12 protein-coding genes are annotated in these 13,586 nt (G+C 67.7%); 5 read left to right on the top strand and 7 right to left on the bottom strand.

The window, feature by feature from the left end; translation table 11 throughout:
• Positions 1-224: 224 nt before the first annotated feature.
• Positions 225-632: a RidA family protein gene (locus ACIRQ7_RS31025; protein ID WP_404265935.1), complete on the bottom strand. Its 408-nt coding sequence runs from the start codon at positions 630-632 to the stop codon at positions 225-227.
• A 112-nt stretch (positions 633-744) separates the two neighbouring features.
• On the opposite strand from ACIRQ7_RS31025, the gene ACIRQ7_RS31020 reads away from it, so the two are divergent.
• Both ACIRQ7_RS31020 and ACIRQ7_RS31015 read left to right on the top strand, forming a co-directional pair.
• Complete coding sequence (locus ACIRQ7_RS31020; RefSeq protein ID WP_404265934.1) at positions 745-1,128, top strand: winged helix-turn-helix transcriptional regulator; 384 nt, start codon at positions 745-747, stop codon at positions 1,126-1,128.
• Positions 1,129-1,410: 282 nt separating this feature from the next.
• Complete coding sequence (locus ACIRQ7_RS31015; RefSeq protein ID WP_404265933.1) at positions 1,411-2,826, top strand: DEAD/DEAH box helicase; 1,416 nt, start codon at positions 1,411-1,413, stop codon at positions 2,824-2,826.
• Between the two features lie 161 nt (positions 2,827-2,987).
• Here ACIRQ7_RS31015 and ACIRQ7_RS31010 read toward each other — a convergent pair whose 3' ends face one another.
• Positions 2,988-5,564 carry an MGH1-like glycoside hydrolase domain-containing protein gene (locus tag ACIRQ7_RS31010; RefSeq protein ID WP_404265932.1) on the bottom strand — a complete coding sequence of 859 codons (2,577 nt, stop codon included), beginning with the start codon at positions 5,562-5,564 and terminating at the stop codon, positions 2,988-2,990.
• Positions 5,565-6,157: 593 nt separating this feature from the next.
• Positions 6,158-7,177: a GlxA family transcriptional regulator gene (locus ACIRQ7_RS31005; protein WP_404265931.1), complete on the bottom strand. Its 1,020-nt coding sequence runs from the start codon at positions 7,175-7,177 to the stop codon at positions 6,158-6,160.
• 155 nt (positions 7,178-7,332) lie between these two features.
• On the opposite strand from ACIRQ7_RS31005, the gene ACIRQ7_RS31000 reads away from it, so the two are divergent.
• On the top strand, positions 7,333-7,923 hold the full coding sequence (locus tag ACIRQ7_RS31000; RefSeq protein WP_404265930.1) for an isochorismatase family protein: 591 nt from the start codon (positions 7,333-7,335) through the stop codon (positions 7,921-7,923).
• A 170-nt stretch (positions 7,924-8,093) separates the two neighbouring features.
• Here ACIRQ7_RS31000 and ACIRQ7_RS30995 read toward each other — a convergent pair whose 3' ends face one another.
• Positions 8,094-9,134 (bottom strand): vWA domain-containing protein, encoded by a 1,041-nt coding sequence (locus tag ACIRQ7_RS30995; protein WP_404265929.1) that lies wholly within the window; start codon positions 9,132-9,134, stop codon positions 8,094-8,096.
• 1,528 nt (positions 9,135-10,662) lie between these two features.
• Between ACIRQ7_RS30995 and ACIRQ7_RS30990 the strand changes: the two genes are divergently transcribed.
• Both ACIRQ7_RS30990 and ACIRQ7_RS30985 read left to right on the top strand, forming a co-directional pair.
• Positions 10,663-11,133: a DIP1984 family protein gene (locus ACIRQ7_RS30990; protein WP_403676329.1), complete on the top strand. Its 471-nt coding sequence runs from the start codon at positions 10,663-10,665 to the stop codon at positions 11,131-11,133.
• A gap of 466 nt (positions 11,134-11,599) precedes the next feature.
• Entirely contained in the window at positions 11,600-11,821 is a 222-nt protein-coding gene (locus ACIRQ7_RS30985; RefSeq protein ID WP_404265928.1) for a hypothetical protein, read from the top strand.
• A gap of 73 nt (positions 11,822-11,894) precedes the next feature.
• On the opposite strand, the gene ACIRQ7_RS30980 is transcribed toward ACIRQ7_RS30985, so the two are convergent.
• The 3 genes from ACIRQ7_RS30980 to ACIRQ7_RS30970 form a co-directional block, all read right to left on the bottom strand.
• Positions 11,895-12,065 carry a hypothetical protein gene (locus ACIRQ7_RS30980; protein WP_404265927.1) on the bottom strand — a complete coding sequence of 57 codons (171 nt, stop codon included), beginning with the start codon at positions 12,063-12,065 and terminating at the stop codon, positions 11,895-11,897.
• A 270-nt stretch (positions 12,066-12,335) separates the two neighbouring features.
• The gene (locus tag ACIRQ7_RS30975) at positions 12,336-13,007 is read right to left on the bottom strand and encodes a DUF4142 domain-containing protein (RefSeq protein ID WP_404265926.1); all 672 of its coding nucleotides are present in this window, start codon (positions 13,005-13,007) and stop codon (positions 12,336-12,338) included.
• 201 nt (positions 13,008-13,208) lie between these two features.
• Positions 13,209-13,376, bottom strand: a complete 168-nt coding sequence (locus tag ACIRQ7_RS30970; RefSeq protein WP_404265925.1) for a hypothetical protein — start codon at positions 13,374-13,376, stop codon at positions 13,209-13,211.
• Positions 13,377-13,586: the final 210 nt, after the last annotated feature.

The following is a 13,586-nucleotide window of genomic DNA, read 5'->3' as shown; positions in this document are numbered from 1 at the left end:
CTGCGTTGCTGATCCGCTGAGCTGCTGGCGCTCCGTGGCGCAGCGGGCGGCCGGACGCCGCCCACCGAACTACCCGGCCCCGCCACATCACGCGTTCGCCCGCCAGGTGACGCGTTCGCCCGCCAGGTGACGGGCTCAGCCACAACGGCTGTGACTGACACGCCCGTTGGCCGCTGAGCGTCGCCCTGCTCATTTCGGCGACCCGTGGACGACGATCACGTGAGTCAGTCGAGGACGGCGGTGGCTTCGATCTCCACCAGATGCTCGGGGACATCGAGTGCCGCCACGCCCAGCAGCGTGGCCGGAGGTACCGGGGTGACCCCGAGCTTCGCGGCGGCCCTGGAGATCCCCTCCAGGAGCAGCGGCATCTTGCCGGGGGTCCAGTCGACGACGTAGACGGTGAGTTTCGCTACGTCGTCGAAGGAACCGCCGGCCTCGGCCAGGGCGGTGCCGATGTTGAGGTAACACTGCTCGACCTGCGCGGCGAGGTCGCCTGCGCCGACCGTGGACCCGTCGGCATCCCAGGACACCTGCCCGGCGATGAAGGCCAGTTTCGACCCGGAGGCGATCGATACCTGCCGGTAGACGTCGATCGTGGGCAATCCGCTGGGGTCCATCAGGGTGACGGCCATGCTGCACCTCCATCTGGTGAGAGACACCTGCGGTCTCTTGTGGTTACTCAGGAACCGTAGGAGAGTGCTCGCTGACATGGAAGAACGCACTTTTCGGTGACGGGGGAACCTCATGGTGACCGAGCAGTTCAAGGGCTCACCCAAGGACGATGCGGACCTGACACGTGCGGATTCCCTGGCGCGGGAGATCTTCTCGGACATCGCCAACAAATGGGCGCTCCTGATCATCGAAACCGTGGGTGACCGCACCCTGCGCTTCACCGAGCTGCGCAACGCGATCGAGGGCATCAGCCACAAGATGCTCACCCAGAACCTGCGCATGCTGGAGCGCAACGGCCTGGTCGAGCGGTGCGTGCACCCCACCGTGCCGCCCCGGGTCGAGTACACCCTCACGGAGCCGGGGCGCGCCCTGCGAGCGACAGTTGACGGAATGTGCGACTGGACCCACCGCTACCTCGGCCCCATCGAGACCGCCCGCCGCCGCTTCGACTCCTGACAGCAAGGCTGTATACGTCGGAATCTGCATGCGTCGGAATCTGCATGCGTCGGAATGGGGAACGGCTCTCGGCCTGCCTCGCGTCACCGACGCAGGGAGAGCGAGCGATCAGCAGCACAGCGCAGGGGCGCACTGTCACTGTGTGTTAACGTCACATATTTGGACGGCCGTGACGGTCGGCGATCCGGTCGGCACTTCTGCCCGTCCGGTTTCCCGATGTTCGTCGGCTGCTCGTGTCCTGCCGGGCCTTCCTCGGTACGTTCCCCCTGCGGAAGGCTCGCCATGAACCACCCCGACCGCCCCGGTACCTCGCACGGCGACCCCGCCGGACCGGTGCCCCCCACCCCGCCGCTGTCCCCGGTCGCCTCCTTCGCCGACCTGGAACTTCCGGCCGAGGTACTGCGCACCCTCACCGAGCTCGGCGTCAGTGAGCCGTTCCCGATCCAGGCAGCCACACTTCCCCACGCCCTCGCGGGACGCGACGTCCTGGGGCGCGGGCGCACCGGATCGGGCAAGACGCTCGCCTTCGGCCTGCCGCTGCTCGCACGGACGGCCGGGCGGCGCGCGGAGCCGAAGCAGCCCCTCGCCCTGATCCTGGTGCCCACCCGGGAGCTGGCCCAACAGGTCACCGAGGCACTCGCGCCGTACGCGGACGCGCTCGGGCTGCGGATGGCCGCGGTCGTCGGCGGCATGTCGATCGGCCGCCAGACCGCCGCACTGCGCGACGGGGCCGAGGTCGTCGTCGCCACCCCCGGCCGCCTGCACGACCTCATCGAGCGCAAGGCCTGCCGCCTGGGACGGGTGCGGATCACGGTCCTCGACGAGGCCGACCAGATGTGCGACATGGGCTTCCTGCCGCAGGTCACCGAGGTCCTCGACCAGGTGCACCCGGACGGGCAGCGGATGCTGTTCTCGGCCACCCTGGACCGCGACGTCGACCAGCTGGTCAGTGGTTACCTCCATGACCCCGTCGTCCACTCGGTCGACCCGTCCGCGGGCGCGGTCACGACCATGGACCACCATGTGCTGGTCGTGCACGGCCCCGACCGGTATGCCGTCGTCACGGAGATCGCCGCCCGCGACGGCCGGGTACTGCTGTTCCTGGATACCAAGCACGCGGTCGACCAGCTGACCCGCCACCTGCGGGCCAGCGGGGTGCACGCCGCGGCCCTGCACAGCGGCAAGGCCCAGCCGCAGCGCACCCGGACCCTCTCGCAGTTCAAAAACGGCCAGATCACCGTTCTGGTGGCGACCAATGTGGCGGCCCGTGGCCTGCACATCGACGACCTCGATCTGGTGGTCAACGTCGACCCGCCCACCGACCCCAAGGACTATGTGCACCGCGCGGGCCGCACCGCCCGAGCCGGTGAGGCCGGCCGCGTCGTCACGCTGGTCCTCTCGGGCCAGCGCCGCGAGATGAGCCGGCTGATGGCTGAGGCCGGTATCGAGCCGACGACCACCAAGGTGCGCTCGGGTGAGGCGGAGCTGAGCCGGATCACCGGGGCGAAGGCCCCCTCCGGCACCCCGCTCGACGGTGCACCCGCGGCACCCCGGGCCAAGAACACCAACACCCCCTTCCGCGGCCTGGGCACCAGCAAGGACGCCTCCCGCGGAACCGGCGGCAAGTCCCGCAAGGCCGGTGAGGCCCGCAAGCTCGCCGAGGCCCGCAAGGCAGCCAGGGTGCGCCGCGGCAGCTGAGAGCCGCTGCCCGGCGAGCCGCCGCAGCGGTGACCGTGCCCCGGGTGACCTCTGGGAACGGTCCGGGTCAGCGCCCCGCGGCGTATCGCCGTGGGGCGCTGACCCGGACCGCTTCCCACCTGCCGGCGAAGGACAGCCGCTCCGGCCCGGCAGACCACCGGTCAGTCAGTGCGCTTCTTCAGCATCGCCTTGATCGCGTACACGTCGCTGTAGTTGGACGGGCCGTTTCGGGTGTCCGCGTAGAGCGCGTTGGCGGAGAAATAGCTCATGTTGACCGCCAGCGGGTCCTGGACCAGTTCGATGCGGTACGCGCGGCCCTTGTCCAGGTGCGCCTCGCCGTAGGTGGAGCCACGTACGGTGCTCCAGCTCCCGGTGTTGGGCATGGCGATGACGTGCTGGGTGACGAGCCGGCCGGTGGTGTCGTCGTAGACGCGGAGCATCTTCATGCCGCTCGCGACGCCCGTGTTGAGGGGGCCGCCGACCGCCGCGTCCGCCTGCAGCAGGTACGTGCCGCTGGCCTTGGGCGTGACCCGGGCCGTGATCTTGTCGCCGGGTGCGGTGCCCCAGTCCGCGTAGTACACGCCGTGCTTGCCGCTGGTGCGGTGCCCGCCGGTGACCTCGAAGTCCTCGCCGGTGACCTTGGTGACGCGATCGCCGTGCGGGCCCCAGTAGCAGCGCGGCTCGGCGTGCTGGGAGGTGTTGTCGCTGGAGGTGTAGCGCAGCCGGACGCTGTAGCAGTGCGAGGCCTTGTCCAGGTCCCCTGAGGTGCGGTCCGTCCAGGTCTGGCTTCCGCCCGTCACCGGCTGCTTCTCGGCGATCACCTTGCCGTCGCGCAGGACGTCCATGGTGACCTTGGACGGGTCCTCCTCACCGATGCCGACGGACAGTCGCATCCGGCCGTTGTCGGCTGCCACACCACGTACGGTCGGGGTGGTCGGCCCGTACAGAGCCTCCTTGGAGGTGACGTCCACCTGCTCGGGAGCGGGCGACGCCACACCACGGCGCGGCGTGCCCAGCTCGACGACGAGCTTCGTGGTGCCCTTGCCCAGCATGTTCTCGGTGATCGGCGTGCCTGCCGGCAGCCGTTTCCCGTTCAGCCGCAGCGACTTGGCCTCGAAGGCGCCGCTCTTGGTCGCGCTCTTCGGGAGGCGGAGCGCGATGTCCAGCTTGTGGCCGCGGTAGTTGAGGTTCCGCAGCTCGGCGTGATCGCTGCCGCGGAGGTAGGCGTTGCGCAGTTGGGCGGGCAGGAACGGCTTGATGTGCAGCCCGTCCGGACGCGCGTCGATACCGAACAGGCTCTGCTGCACCATCGAGAGCATTCCCGAGACGCTCCACAGCTGCCGGTCGGAATTGATCTCGGTCTTGGTGCCGCCGTCCAGGAGGTTGATGTTCTCCTTGTTGGTGCCGAACAGCGCGGCTCCCCGCACCAGCGACCGCATCTGGAGTGCGGCCATGCGGTCGTTCCCGGTCTTCGCGGCCGCGCGCGTCAGGTACGCGGTGACGAAGGGCCAGATGGCGTTGTTGTGGTACGCCGGTACGCCCTGCTGCTGCGGCCACAGTACGGACGGGCCGTACGGGGTCTGCGGGTAGTTGGCGACGGCCTGCCGGGCCTGATGCGGCGTGGCGATGCCCGTGAGGACGGCCAGGGAAGTACCCAATGCGTCATAGCGGCGGGCCGGTGCGGTGTCGAGTCCGGTGGTGAGCATCTGCGAGAACTGGCCCTGCTCGGGCAGCCAGAACTTGGTACGGATCGCGGAGGCGAGCCGGGCGGCCCAGCCGCGGTACTTGCCGGCTGCCGTGGCGTCGCCGGCGCCGGCAGCGAGACGTGCGGCGGCGTCGACCGCCGACCAGTGGGCGACGTTGGTGGACAGCGAACGCGAGGTGGCGATGGTGGCCACGTCGTCCTTCGTCCAGTCCGGGTAGCTCTGCTCGCGCCAGTCGAGGAAGGAGTGCTCGCCCTTGTAGAGGCCGTCATGCGGGTCGTAGACGACCTTCCGGTCGTGCTCGACGGTGTTGCGGATGGCGTCGTACGCCTTGGCCGCGAAGTCCTGGCGTTCGCCGTCGGGCAGCCAGTCGAGGATCTCACTGGCGCCCAGGGCCCACACGACCCGGTCGGTGGAGCTGGGGTAGCTGCCGCCGGTGCCGGTGTCCTGGATGATCTGGGTGTCACCGGAACCGTCGCGGCGGTCGCTGAGCTTGAACGCGAGCGTGTTGCGCATGCGTTCCGGGTCAGCGGGCGTCAGTCCGAGGTCCGCGGAGTAGGAGACATCGCGCGTCCAGACGTACGACCAGGACTTACCGGTGATGTAGCAGCCGCCCGGGCACTCCATCGGCTTGCCGCCGTTGTATTTCTCGTCGCTGATCCGGTCGGCCCGGTTTTGCTTCGCCTCGGTATGGGCCATCGCGTACAGCCCGTCCAGCAGCGCCGAACCGGACCGGAGTGTCGGCCGGTCCGCGCTCTCGCTGAAGGTCCGCTTGCCGGAGACCGAGCTGACCAGCTCGTACGTACGCAGGCAGTCCTGGTGGACGTCGGTGACCGTGAGTCTCGCCGAGCCGGTCCCGTCCGCGAAACGACCGCTCTCACCGGGCGCCTCGCAAGAGGCGGGACTCCGGTCAGCGACCGGCACGGCCGCGCCGAGCGGCGTGACGCCCCCGCCCGAGACCATCGCCATCGCCACGGCCAGCACTCCGCCGCCGAAGAACAGCCCTGCTCTCCTACGTCGTTGTCCACGAAGCATGTATTCACCTTATGAAGAGAAAGATGTGGCAGCGGGTGCAACCCGTACAAGAATTGCGGTGAAGTTAGCCCCGTGTTGCAGACGCGTCAAGAGGTTCCACCGAGCTGCCCGCACCGTCCGGCCTCAGCCTGCACGGCACTGGCTGACAGCGCTGCCCCCTACCGCCCCCTATCTGTCGGCGCCGGGCTGGCGCAGCAGCAACGCGGAACGTAGGGGCTGTTAGTTGGATGAAGTGGCGAAACTCGCGGCGCTTACCCACCTGCCGGTGTGGCGAGGTGATCCGCAACGCGCCAGTCCGGTCCGCAAGCGCTGCCACCGCGTCCTACGCTCCCGATTCCACCGTTGCGCCGGCTGAGGATGGTGAGCGCTCCTCGTGTGTTGCGTTCAACCAACGAACTATTCGCGACGATGGCCGGGCCATCACCGAAGCAGGTCCAGGGGCCTGGCGCCTCGGCGCCCGCGGACAGGGGGGCGTCTGCTAGGGGTGGCCCCTGCTGCATCCTCGGGGTCGTGATGTGGCGTGCGCATCGGAGCAATTGGAGCCGGCGACGAGTCCGGGCGAGGGCGCCGGCAGGAGCGCGAGAGCCGTACCGTCAGCTCCGCTCCACGTGAACGGGTCCCTGGTCGGGGATGGTCCGGAACCGGCGACGGTACTCGGTCGGTGTCGTGTTGAGTCTCCGGCGGAAAGCCCGGACAAGGGTGTCGACCGACCCGAACCCGCACGCGGACGCGATGCGTTCAAGGGTGGCATCGGTGGATTCGAGTTGGTTGCGTGCCGTCTCGACACGGACCGACTCGATGTACGCATGCGGGGTGACACCGAGTTCGGCTTTGAAGATCCGGGTGAGCTGCCGGTCGCTGACGTGGGCGCATCCGGCGAGGTCGGCGACGGTGAGCGGCTCACCGATATTGCGCATGATGTAGTGGCGGAGCTCTTCGATACGTCGCGTGGTGGAGACCTGTTCCAGCGGAACGCTGAACTGGCTCTGTCCGCTCGGCCGCTTCAGGTACATCACAAGCTGCCGGGCGACACGCAGGGCGATGGCCTCGCCGAGGTCATCGGCGATGAGCGCGAGCGACAGATCGAGGCAGGAACTGATCCCCGCGCCGGTCCACACGTCCCCGTCGCGGATGAAGATCGGGTCGGCGTCGACCTCGACCGCCGGATGGTCGGCGGCGAGCTGCTGCGCGGTCGACCAATGGGTGGTCGCCCGCTTGCCGTCGAGAAGCCCGGCAGCGGCAAGGATGTGTGCCCCGACGCAGACGGATGTGACCCTCCGGGTCCGGGCGGCGAGTTGTCTGACCCGGCTCACCACGCCGGGGGCGGTGAGCGGATGCACACGGCGGTCGCTGCCGGTCTCGACGGCTCCGGGCACGACGAGGGTGTCGATGCCCTTCGTGGACAGCTCGTCGAAGGTGACGTCGGGGAGGATACGGACTCCGGCGGCGGTGGCGACAGGGGCCATGGTCTCCGCGGCCAGGACCACTTCGTAGCCCGCCGCTTCGTCTGTCTCGCGTCGAGCGAGGGAGAACACTTCCGGTGGCCCGGTGACGTCGAGCAGGTCGACGCCTTCGAAGAGGACGATGACGATCAGGCGTCTGACGGTACGCAAAAAGGGCCCCCACAGCCGGCAACAGCGATGTCGGAATCTGCATGTTAGATGACATTGCCGACACGCGGTGCGTGGCCATAGCGTCCTGAGTGCAGTTCACCGAGCCGGTGAACTGCCTTCCCTCTTCCCTGACGCGGACCCTAAGGCGGAACCCCATGCCCAGAACGACGCTGCGCCAGCTCAACGGCTTCGACGACGCCCCCGCGACGCTCGCCGATTCGACCCTGATCCTCATCGATTACCAGAACACCTACACCACCGGCGTGATGGAGCTGGACGGCTGGCAAGCCGCGCTTGACGCCGCCGCCCAACTACTGGCCAGGGCCCGCCAGATCGGCACCAAGGTCATCCACGTCATCAACGACGGCGGCGAAGGCACCCCGTACGACATCCGGGCCGAGATCGGCCAGATCCACCCGAGTGTCGCGCCGATCGACGGCGAGCAGGTCGTCGTCAAGAAGGCCCCGAACGCCTTCCTTGATACGGACCTGGACCAGCAAGTCGACGCCGCGGGCCGGAACAACCTCGTGATCTGCGGGTTCATGACGCATATGTGCGTGGCGTTCACTGCTCAGGGGGCCTTCCTCCGAGGCAATCGACCCACCGTCGTAAGCGATGCCAGTGCCACCCGTTCGCTGCCAGTAGCAGGCATCGAACTGGACGCCCGCCAGGTGCACCACAGCGCTCTCGCCACCATTGCGGACCTGTACGGAGTCGTCGTTCCGTCCCAGAAGGAGATCGCCTGACGACGCTGCTCCGATCCGGGCCGGCGACCGGAGGACCGGCCTTGGCCCGAGGCCTTCGCATCGCGTCTGCCCACGCTGCCCACGCCACCGGCGCAGGTGGCGTGGGCAGCGTGGGCAGCGAAACTCGCCGGCAGCCCCGCCAGTTGAACCGGCGGGGCCGCTGAGGCGTGTCAGGTCATGAGCAGCAGCCGTGTCTGCGGTGCCAGTTTGCGATTGACGCTGGTGCTCTGCACAAAGATGGTGAAGTCGTCGTTGTGGTCCGGCTTGATGCGCACCTCCATATCCGGCAGGCCGAGCAGGGCGCGGGCCTCCGGCCCCGTGTATACCCGGTCCGTCTTCTTCTCCAGCACAGCGATCTGCTTCTTCGCCTGGATCTTCTCTGACTTACTCAGCTGGTAGAAAGCACCACCGGTACGGTAGGTATGTCCGCATTCGATGACCCATTCCCGGATCGCCGTTTCGCGAGTCACCGGAATCAGCTGGTACTTGGCCGGTGTCACCGGGGTGAGACCGGCTGCCTTTATCGTGTCCTTGTTGACAGCCTCGGCACCCGTGGAGAACACCGCCCGCGATCCGCGGATGCCCTTGGTGCGTCCCACCATGAATTTCTCGGTTGCCTGCTGGATCACCTGCCCGGCTTCCTCCAGGCCCTGTGTGCTTGCGGCGTCCCAGATGGCGATGTTGTCCTTCGGGAATCCGCACTGCATGGCCTCGCGCTTGCCCATCTGGTCCGGCACAAGGACGGCCAGCGTCCAGTTGTCCTCCTGTGCCTCGATCAGCTTGGCCACGGCCTGCACCAGTTTGCGCGGGTCCTTGGCCGGGGCATCCGGGCAGCGATGACTGGCGTTTTCCTGGCCGTCGGTGAGCACGAACGTCAGGAAGCTGTGGTCGCCGTAGAGTTGAGCCGTCTGCGCCAGTTCCCGCTGTGACTTCAGCGTGGCCGCCAGCAGAGCCGTCATCCCACCGACCCGGTAGAGCTGCTTCAGGGACGGCATTCGCAGCACGTCCTTGTCGTAGATGACGCACTCCACCTTGTTGGCGAAGACGTACACCGTCACGCGGGTTTCCTGGTCCAGTTCCTTCGATCGGCGGGCCAGATACGCGATCTGCTGATCGGCGACTTCAACGACCTTGCCACTCAGGTGTGACATGGATGAACTGGCATCCAATACAAGAGCAACGTGGTTGATGTAGTTCTGACTTCCGGACATGAGAACTCCCCCTTGTTCCGACTCGATGCATTCATCATCTCACCCACCACTGACAATCGATCTTGAAACTCCAGCGCCTGGTGGACGGTGGGCAGCTGAAGCCGGCACTCGATCGGGGCGCGGAGACGCTCGCCGCTGGGCCGCGGCGGCCCGCGTCAGCAACACGTGCTCGGAGGTCGTGGTCCTGGCGTCGTCGCGTTTCCCTGCTTCAAGCAGGTGGTTGCGCAGGTTGCTCGGGGGCGCGCGCCTGCAAGATGCTGGCAGTGGAGATGCAGTTGATGTCAGGCGACTGACGGAGTCGCCTGCAGCAGGAGCGTCAGGGTGGGAGCAGGCCAGCTGCCATGGTGAAGGTGCCGACCAACATGACCAGCCGAGCGCACCAGCGGCAGCGTGTAGGCCGGTGACGCGAGGGCTCCGTTCGAGGGCGCGGGGGGGGGAGGGGAGAGGGCAGGGCGAGGGCGAGTAGATCACCCGGCAAGTGGTTCAGATCGGGCGGGGGAGGGGCACAGTTCCAAGGCCCGTCGACGCACACGCACGCGCAGACTCCAGGAGGCCTGGGTGATTGACGAGGGATCGCCCTTCGAAGTGGCCAGCGGCGATGGCCCCGCTCCGGCCGAGTCGGGCCCGGAGCGGGACCGGGCCGTCCAGTCCGCGCTCAACGGCCTGTTGCAGATCCGCCGGCTGATGAACGCCGGTGCGCCCGATCCCCTTGCGCATCCGGCCGAATGGGAGCGTGGGCAGGTAGTTCGCGCTGTCGCCCTTGGCCTGGAGGCTGCTGGAATGCCGCCGTCCTCGCTTGGCGAGACAGGCGAGCGTGTGGCGACGGGGTACTGCGTGCGCGAAGCCGAAGCACCTATGACAGCGCGGGTCGAGTGGCTGGGGCCGCCCGGCAGCGGTGCTGCTCACGCCGAGCAGACGGAACTACAGCGTTGCGCAGTGGTGTTGCGCCGGTTGGGGTGGGGGGTGTTGGAGTATCGCGGGCCTCGGCGGCGCCGACATATTGAGGTCGAGGCACCAGGGCGTGGCGGCGGACTGGAAGGTAGGTGAGTCTCCTGGGATCGGAAGGGCGGTTGGGCCGGTTCAGGGGCTTGCCCGCGCCCATGGGGTGCCCCGCACTGCGGACGTGTGGGGTCTAACGCGTCGAACGGGCCCGGAGCAGCGTGATGCAGGCGCGGACACCCAGGGTGTCAGGTGTCAGCTGTCAGATGTGCGGACCTCTGGGCCGGTGCGCGATGTGAGACCCGGCAACCGCCTCGTATTTCCTATCGGAGTCTCACAGCCTTTGTCGGACGGATCCCGGAAAAACGACATCGCCGTGAGACACCGACTGCCCTGTCGCGCTGAGACTCTCGGATTCCCACTCCCTTCTCCTTCGTACTTCGGATCCTCTTTGTGGTCCTCTGTGCGGCTGCCGCCCACTCTCACTCCAGTGGCTGGTCAGGGCTCCGGCGGATGAAAATTCAGGTGCGTACGAGCTCGTTCGCACTCGTATACTCGTGCGAGCTCATGGAGGGGGAGGCGGAGAAAATTGAAGCTTGCTGAGGCACTGGCAGAACGTGCGGAGTCGACGCGCCGTGTAGAACAGCTGCGAGCGCGCGTCGTCAGCAGTGCGCGGTACCAGGAAGGGGAGACACCCGCCGAGGACGCAGCTCAGCTGTTGGCTGAGGCCGGTGAGGTGCTGAACGCTCTGGAATCGCTGATCCGGCGGATCAACCGGACCAATGCCGCCGTGGATATGGGCCCGGACGGCACGCTCACCGATGCCCTCGCACGCCGTGACGTCCTGCGGTTGCGTCACTCCGTGGTCACCGCAGCGGCGGACGCGGCGGCGGGCAAGGGTGAGCGGGGATACGGCCGGCAGCTTCGGTCCGAGTTGATGATGCTTTCCGCACTTCCGGTCGCGGAACTGCGCGGTCAGGCGGATGTACTCGCCCGGGAGATCCGTGAGGTCGATGTGCGGATCCAGCGGACGAACTGGGAGGTCGACCTGCTGGACTGAGCAGTCCAGCAGGCTGGGACGATGTGGAGCAGGTAGCAGCTTCGGAGGCGTGCACACACCGAGGGCCGGCGGTTTTCCAGCCCACTCCTGGCGCGTGAAGAGCAACGCGGGGGTTCGACTCCCCATCAACAGTGCAGCTCAGCACCGCGTACAGGTAAAGGTGCACATCGCACAGCACATCACCACGTGCAGATCCGAGGCGGCGAGGGCGGGTTCGGGGCTTTCCACGTCGCAACACCATGGAGAACGGCGATCCAGCGGTCGGCAGCCAGCCGCTCTGACCGCTGCGCTGCGGTCGGCTGCTCCGCGGTGAGCCCTTCGACGAGCTGGGCGCTGCTCAGCCCGCGCTCCTTTTTGGCGAGCTCGGCAAAGAGCTGCCATGGGTTCACTCCATGACATAAGTCATCCCCAGAAGGTGATTCATGGCCCTGCACGGTCGGCTGCCGATCCTCATAGACTTCATAACATGATCAAATCTCTCAAAGTCGCACGAGATGACTCCTGGGAAGGCGTCGTCACCGATAAGTCCCGAGGCATGCTCGACGGCTCGAACATGTACCACTTCGTCGAAATTCGCCTCGCCGACGGCGAATCCGTAAAGGTCCGGATCGCCCGCCGGCTCTGGAAGTCGATCGAGGTCGGCGACCGGATCGTCAAGCAGCCGGGCGCGGACCCGGCCAAGGGTTAGCCCTCCGACCAAGCCGGCCACCGCCTCGGCGCAGCCGCAACGGGGGCCGGCCGCCCGGATTCGACACACGGACCTACGAGCAACGAATGCCGTTGTTGTAGCCGCCGTGCCCCAAGGTGTCCACACCGATCACCCTGCCTCCGAACTCCCGGTCCGCAGGGTTCTCACCCAAGGGCTTGTCCGAAGTGACGGTGGAGACCAGGTCGTCCTTCGCGTAACCGGCCCACACATGGTCTGGGTCCATGTACAGGTCTTTCGCGTGATCGACTGCCATGGCGGGATGCCGACCACAACGACATCGTCGGCATCCAGGCCGTGACCTCCGGATGCGCCGACCCCCACCACAGGGAAAGCGTCCGCGGGTCGTGGAGCCCACGCCGGGGCGGGAGTTCGAGGTCGATCGGCCCTGTCGACCGGGAGTATTCGTCGAGGCAGGGGCCACTCGCGGCGTTGAGCGCGCGAGGTGAGGTTCGGCGGCTCGGCCGTCTCGCCCTGCCAGATGGTGCGCGGGCGGTCACTTGGGGATGGTCGAGGCGACGTCGTTGAGGGTGGCATCCGTGACGAGGCCGGTGTCCTCCAGCACGTCCATGTGGTCCTGGACGGTGTTGTTGGTCTGCGTGGCCAGTCGCCGGATCATCGAGTTCTTTGTCGTGGCGCGGACCTCGCCGATGGTGATGAAGATCTTGCCGTGGGAAGCGCGCAGCAGGTCCACGAAGAGCTGGTCGAACTCCCGGCCCTGGGCGTTCTTCAGCTGGTCGACCCAGCCTTGTTGTTCGGCGGTGGCCTGGTCGGGGATGGGCACGTTCAGCGCCTCGGAGTCCTCACGGGCCAACTGGTCGAGCTTGCTGTGTCCTTCGAGCAGGTGCATGCCGGCGCGCTTGATGGCTTCGCTGGACGCGTGCGTCTGGGCGAGCCGTCCGGCCGGCATCTCCCACAGACCCGCCTGCCGGACCTTGGTGAGGAAGGTTTTGTCCAGGGCACTCAGTGCGCCTGCATTGCCTCCCTGAGGCCCGGCCAGGGCCGCGTTCGCGGTGGGGAGATGAGCCGAGTCCGATCCGTCGGCCGAGCTGTTCCGCTGCCACAGCCACACGGACACGGCAGCGACGACTGCGGTGAGGGCGAGTGCGGTGGCTATGAGGCGGCCGCGGTTCGAGGTGGGCCGGGAGTTTCGCGCGTGAGATTTCATGGTGCCTCCTGGATTGCGCGCGACGGGTCCTCGGCGGGCGCCGCCGCCCTGGTGAGGGTGGGCGGAGGCCACGGTAACCTTTGCACTAGGCAACTATTTGGATTGAGCGACGATGCTCAAATCCGGCCGACGAGCGGTGCTCTTGGGCTACGATCCCCGCCCTTCGGGCCATGGGTGCGTGTCCTGGTCGTGCGCGGGCGGTCAGGTTCTGAGGCCCGGTCCGTCCGAATCGTCGGCGGCCACCGCCACCGCAACCGTCACCCCCCCGGTCTCCGCCGCACCGGTCCCCCTCACCGCCGTCTTGGCCTTCGTCACCGCCTCCATCGCCGGCGGCAGGCTCCCGCCGAGCCGATCGGCGGTCTTGCTCACCCCGGCCCGTGGTTCCGGACCGACGGGTTGGGGTCGCCGAGCGGGTCGAGGAGGGCGTCAGCCGCAGCCCGTTGGCCCGAAGAAGCAACGGCCCGTGTGGTCCTTTCCCGTGGGGCGGGGAGCGCGCAGCTCGTCCCTCCGGTGGCGGCGCGCCGGCGGGCTCTGCGGCACCGGAGTCGCCATTGAGTTGCCATTCCTATCGATAATCAA

The sequence above is a fragment of the Streptomyces sp. NPDC101393 genome, from assembly GCF_044767385.1.
In the GTDB taxonomy this organism is placed as follows: domain Bacteria; phylum Actinomycetota; class Actinomycetes; order Streptomycetales; family Streptomycetaceae; genus Streptomyces.
The sequence above is the reverse complement of the archived record's forward strand: the minus strand, read 5'-3'. Positions and strand labels throughout refer to the sequence as shown.

Bases quoted from the DNA above. Each gene is read 5' to 3' on its own strand.
- ACIRQ7_RS31025 (WP_404265935.1), bottom strand. From the start codon at position 632: ATGGCCGTCACCCTGATGGACCCCAGCGGATTGCCCACGATCGACGTC.
- ACIRQ7_RS31020 (WP_404265934.1), top strand. From the start codon at position 745: ATGGTGACCGAGCAGTTCAAGGGCTCACCCAAGGACGATGCGGACCTG.
- ACIRQ7_RS31015 (WP_404265933.1), top strand. From the start codon at position 1,411: ATGAACCACCCCGACCGCCCCGGTACCTCGCACGGCGACCCCGCCGGA.
- ACIRQ7_RS31010 (WP_404265932.1), bottom strand. From the start codon at position 5,564: ATGCTTCGTGGACAACGACGTAGGAGAGCAGGGCTGTTCTTCGGCGGC.
- ACIRQ7_RS31000 (WP_404265930.1), top strand. From the start codon at position 7,333: ATGCCCAGAACGACGCTGCGCCAGCTCAACGGCTTCGACGACGCCCCC.
- ACIRQ7_RS30995 (WP_404265929.1), bottom strand. From the start codon at position 9,134: ATGTCCGGAAGTCAGAACTACATCAACCACGTTGCTCTTGTATTGGAT.
- ACIRQ7_RS30985 (WP_404265928.1), top strand. From the start codon at position 11,600: ATGATCAAATCTCTCAAAGTCGCACGAGATGACTCCTGGGAAGGCGTC.
- ACIRQ7_RS30980 (WP_404265927.1), bottom strand. From the start codon at position 12,065: ATGGACCCAGACCATGTGTGGGCCGGTTACGCGAAGGACGACCTGGTC.
- ACIRQ7_RS30975 (WP_404265926.1), bottom strand. From the start codon at position 13,007: ATGAAATCTCACGCGCGAAACTCCCGGCCCACCTCGAACCGCGGCCGC.